This window comes from Stenotrophomonas pictorum JCM 9942 (assembly GCF_001310775.1).
In the GTDB taxonomy this organism is placed as follows: domain Bacteria; phylum Pseudomonadota; class Gammaproteobacteria; order Xanthomonadales; family Xanthomonadaceae; genus Stenotrophomonas; species Stenotrophomonas pictorum.
The window spans coordinates 1-4,631 of sequence record NZ_BAZI01000222.1; the positions used below are offsets into that span (position 1 = coordinate 1).

The 4,631-nt window shown below is 68.4% G+C and carries 5 protein-coding genes; 2 read left to right on the top strand and 3 right to left on the bottom strand.

All coding sequences use genetic code 11. From position 1 onward, the window contains the following. From JCM9942_RS11120 to JCM9942_RS11130, 3 genes are all read right to left on the bottom strand, one after another. A partial coding sequence (locus JCM9942_RS11120) for an AMIN domain-containing protein (RefSeq protein ID WP_157722878.1) occupies window positions 1–572 on the bottom strand: 572 nt, incomplete at its 3' end. Window positions 573–651: 79 nt separating this feature from the next. After that, window positions 652–1,131, bottom strand: coding sequence for a tRNA (adenosine(37)-N6)-threonylcarbamoyltransferase complex ATPase subunit type 1 TsaE (gene tsaE / locus JCM9942_RS11125; protein WP_054659692.1), 480 nt, complete (start codon window positions 1,129–1,131; stop codon window positions 652–654). A gap of 8 nt (window positions 1,132–1,139) precedes the next feature. Next, complete coding sequence (locus JCM9942_RS11130) at window positions 1,140–2,612, bottom strand: NAD(P)H-hydrate dehydratase (RefSeq protein WP_054659688.1); 1,473 nt, start codon at window positions 2,610–2,612, stop codon at window positions 1,140–1,142. A 23-nt stretch (window positions 2,613–2,635) separates the two neighbouring features. Between JCM9942_RS11130 and queG the strand changes: the two genes are divergently transcribed. Next, the gene (queG, locus tag JCM9942_RS11135; RefSeq protein ID WP_054659690.1) at window positions 2,636–3,724 is read left to right on the top strand and encodes a tRNA epoxyqueuosine(34) reductase QueG; all 1,089 of its coding nucleotides are present in this window, start codon (window positions 2,636–2,638) and stop codon (window positions 3,722–3,724) included. A gap of 59 nt (window positions 3,725–3,783) precedes the next feature. Next, the coding region (gene xseA / locus JCM9942_RS11140; protein ID WP_083468510.1) for an exodeoxyribonuclease VII large subunit at window positions 3,784–4,631 on the top strand (848 nt) is incomplete at its 3' end.

Below are 4,631 nucleotides of genomic sequence, written 5' to 3' on the forward strand. Positions count from 1 at the left end.
AGTTGACAACCACGGCCGGCGCGAGGCGAGGTGGCCTGCTGGCGCACCGCGGCGGTCAGTACGGCGGTAGCCCGGGCGGCCTCGGCACGGGGATCCACACTGTTTTGTACTGGCGTGCTGGCGGGTGCCGCGGGCGCAACTGGCGCAGAACTCGCGGCCACAGCGCGCGCCGGTGCTTCGCCCGGCCATTCGATCAGCAACGTGGACTCCGCGCCCTGCCCCTGCATCCGGGGCTTGAACGGCGCGACCGACTCGGCCAGATCGAACACCACACGGAACGTGCCCGGAGTCGGAGTGCCGGTACGCACTGCGGTGACCACGCCGGTCGCAGCGGGCAGCTTGAGGTCACGTACAGCGCTGGAATCCGGAAAATCGACGACCAGGCGGTTCGGTGCGGACAGGCTCAGGGTCTTGTAGCTGCCCCCCCCGGCCAGCTGGATTTCGGCCCGGGTACCGGTACTACCGCTGTGCAGCCCTACTCCACGGATCTCGCCCGCCCACGCAGGTACCGCAGCCGAGCAGAGCCCGGCGACAGCAAGCGACAGTGCGAACAGCGGGTTTCCCGTAGTCATGCCCGGATTCAATCACCGCATTCCGGCAATTGCAATACTTTTCCTTTAATAATCCGCCACCTGCCGCACCTTTCTGTTGTCAGAGGGCAGGAAGCGACTGCAAGTCGGCCATTTCACTCAACCGCTGCAGCCACGATTCACCGGCCGGGCTGTGTGCCCGCAACCGGGCGCGGCGACCGTGGCCGGCGATTTCCAGCCCGATCACCAGATCCACCGGCGGCAGGCCGCCGGCCCCGCGCTCGGGCCATTCGACCAGCCACAGATCGGCGCTGCCTTCGTCCAGCCCGAGGAAATCCAGCTCGCCCGCATTGCCGATCCGGTACAGGTCCAGATGCCACGCCTCGCCGGTTGCCAGCGGATAACGCTCGATCAGGGTGTAGGTCGGGCTGCGGATCGCGCCCTGCACCCCCAGGGCACGCAACAGCGCGCGCGCCAGGGTGGATTTGCCCGCGCCCAGGTCGCCTTGCAGATGGACCACCGCCTGTGCCGGCCGGGTCTGCGCCAACGCCTGCCCGAGCCGGTCGGTGCTTTCGCTGTCAGGAAGAATCAGTTCGATCATGGTCGCCATTATGGATTGGCCAGCGCCCGCAGGTGCGGCAACAGATCACGCGGCAGCAGCCCGCGCTCCCCGTCCAGTGCGGCCACATCCCCGGCCAGTGCATGCAGCAGGGCACCGGTGCTGGCGGCATCGAACAACGCCAGGCCCTGCGCGCACAACGCGGCAATGACGCCGGTCAAAAGATCCCCCATGCCCCCCACCGCCATGCCCGGGTTGCCGGCGGCGATCACTCGCGGCAATTGTCCGGGGCTGGCCACCACAGTACCGGCGCCCTTGAGTACCACGACCGCCGAGTAACGCCCGGCCAGCGCCTGCGCCGCGGCGAAGCGATCCTGCTGCACGCTGGCGGTATCGGTTCCCAGCAAGCGCGCGGCCTCGCCCGGATGCGGGGTCAGGACGGCCTGCGGCAGCGGACGTGGCTCGAGTGCGAGCAGATTCAAGGCATCGGCATCGACCACCAGCCGCTTGCCGCTGGCCAGCACCGCCGCGTACAGCGCCTGCGCCCACGCGTCCTGGCCCAGCCCGGGCCCCAATGCCACCACACTCGCACGCGCCAGCAGAGCATCCAGCCCGGCGATATTTTCGATGCCATGTGCCATCGCCTCCGGGCACCGTGCCAGCAGCGGCGCCACATGCACGCCACGGGTCGCCACGCTGGTCAGGCCCGCACCACTGCGCAAGGCCGCCTCGGCCGCCAGCATCACCGCGCCACCTGCACCGTGGTTGCCGCCCACGCACAGCACATGCCCGGACTCGCCCTTGTGGGTATTGAGCCGCCGCCGCGGCAGGTACTGCGACAGCGCCGGTTTCGACCAGCGCTGCACGCTGGCAGCGATACCGTCCAGCGCCGGCGGCGGCAAGTCCAGATCCGCCAGCAGCCGTTGGCCCGCAAACTCCAGGGCCGTTCCGGTGTACAAACCGCGGTGCGCGACGATGAACTGCAGCACCCGCCCGGCGCGGACCGCTTCACCCGGAACCTTGCCACTGTCGGCATCCACACCACTGGGCACATCCAGCGCCAGTACCGGCACGCCGGCGGCGTTGATCGCCGCGATCAGCGCCGCATCCGCCGCTTCCGGCGCACGGCTGAAGCCGATCCCGTACAGCGCATCGACAATCAACTCGGCCTGCCGCAGGCAATCGGGCGATACCTCGACGTGACCGCCGATAGCCAGATAATCGGTACAGGCACGCTGCGCCAGCGCGCTACGTGGAGCGGCACCGCGCGGATGCAACACGCTGACTTCGCGCCCGGACTGGCGCGCCAGACGCGCCAGCACGTATCCATCGCCACCGTTGTTGCCCGGGCCGCACACCACCACGAGCCGCCGCGCCTGCGGCCAATGCTGCAACACGCACTGCCAGGCCGCCTGTCCGGCACGCTGCATCAACACATAGCCATCGCCGCCCAGCAGCGCGGTGGCCTGGACATCAATGCGCCCGGCGGCGACGGTATCGAACAGTTCGACAGGCTCGTCCATGCCCCGGATTCTATACTTGCCACATGTCTGAAGCCGCTTTCACCGTCAATCCGGCGCAGCTGTCGCTGCGCATCCACCAGCTCGCCCGCGAGGCGGGCTTCCAGCGCTGTGGCATCAGTGGCATCGCGCTGGGCGAGGATGAGGCGCACCTGGCCGACTGGCTGGGCAAGGGGCTGTACGGAACGATGGAATGGATGGCCCGCCATGGCACGATGCGCGCCCGGCCACAGGAGCTGCTGCCCGGCACGGTGCGGGTGATCTCGGTGGGGCTGGATTACGGCCACAAGGACGATGCCGCAGCCTGGGCCACGCTCGATGATGCCGAGCGCGCCTATGTCGCCCGCTACGCGCTGGGCCGCGACTACCACAAGCTGATGCGCAACCGCCTGCAGAAGCTGGCCGAACGCATCGCCGGCGAGATCGGCCCGTTCGGCTACCGGGTGTTCGTCGATTCGGCGCCGGTGCTGGAACGCGCTCTGGCGCGCAATGCCGGGCTGGGCTGGATCGGCAAACACACCTGCCTGATCGACCGCAACGGCGGCTCGTGGTTCTTCCTCGGCGAGATCTACGTGGACCTGCCGTTGCCGGTGGATGCGCCGGCCAGCGCGCATTGCGGCACCTGCACGCGCTGCATCGACGTCTGCCCGACCGCCGCCATCATCGCCCCGCACCGGTTGGACGCGCGCCGCTGCATCTCCTACCTGACCATCGAACATGAAGGCGCGATTCCCCTGGAAATGCGTCCACTGATGGGCAACCGCATCTACGGCTGCGATGACTGCCAGCTGGTCTGCCCGTGGAACAAGTTCGCCCGTCGCACCGACGAGCCGGATTTCCGCGCCCGCAACAACCTCGACACCGCCACCTTGCCGGAGCTGTTTGCCTGGGAGGAAGACGAATTCCTGCGCCGCACCGAAGGCAGCCCGATCCGTCGCAGCGGCCATGAGCGCTGGCTGCGCAATATCGCCGTGGCGTTGGGCAATGCCACGCCCTCACCCGCCGCGAAACAGGCATTGGAGCAACGTCGCGAGCACGCCTCCGCCCTGGTCCGCGAGCACGTGCAGTGGGCACTGCAGCGTCACACCGAAAGCGCCGGCATGGGACCGCCGTGAGTCGCAAGCAGCTTCCATGCGACCATGACCGCCCGCTTCAACGCTCCAACGCCTGATCCATGGAACGCAGTGCCGACATCCTGACCCCCAACCAGCTCAACACGCTGGCGCGCGACCTGCTGGAAAGCGCGTTTCCGCTGGTATGGGTGGAAGGCGAGCTGGGCAATGTCAGCCGGCCAGCCTCCGGACACCTGTATTTCACCCTGAAGGACGCCCGCGCGCAGGTGCGTGCGGCGATGTTCAAGCCCAAAAGCCAGTGGCTGAAATTTGTGCCACGCGAAGGCCTGCGCGTGCTGGTGCGCGGCCGGCTCACTCTGTATGAAGCACGCGGCGACTACCAGCTGATCCTGGATCACATGGAAGAAGCCGGCGAAGGCGCGTTGCGGCGCGCCTATGACGAGCTGAAAGCGCGGCTGGAAGCCGAAGGCCTGTTTGATCCGGCACGCAAGCGCGCGCTGCCGGCCCATGTGCGACGCCTGGCGGTGATCACCTCGCCCAGTGGCGCGGCGGTGCGCGACGTGCTGAGCGTGCTGGCCCGACGCTTTCCGCTGCTGGAGGTGGAACTGCTGCCGTCGCTGGTGCAGGGCGACACCGCCGCCGCGCAGATCACCTCGCTGCTGCGCAAGGCCGATGCCAGCGGCCGCTACGACGTGATCCTGCTGACCCGCGGCGGCGGCTCACTGGAAGATCTGTGGGCATTCAACGACGAACAGCTGGCACGCGCCATTGCCGCCAGCAACACGCCGGTGGTCTCGGCGGTGGGCCATGAAACGGATTTCAGCCTGACGGATTTCGCCGCCGACCTGCGGGCCCCCACCCCTTCGGTGGCCGCCGAGCTGCTGGTGCCGGACCAGCGTGATCTCACCGTGCGCCTGCGCCGGCTGGCGCAGCGTCTGACCCAGCTGCA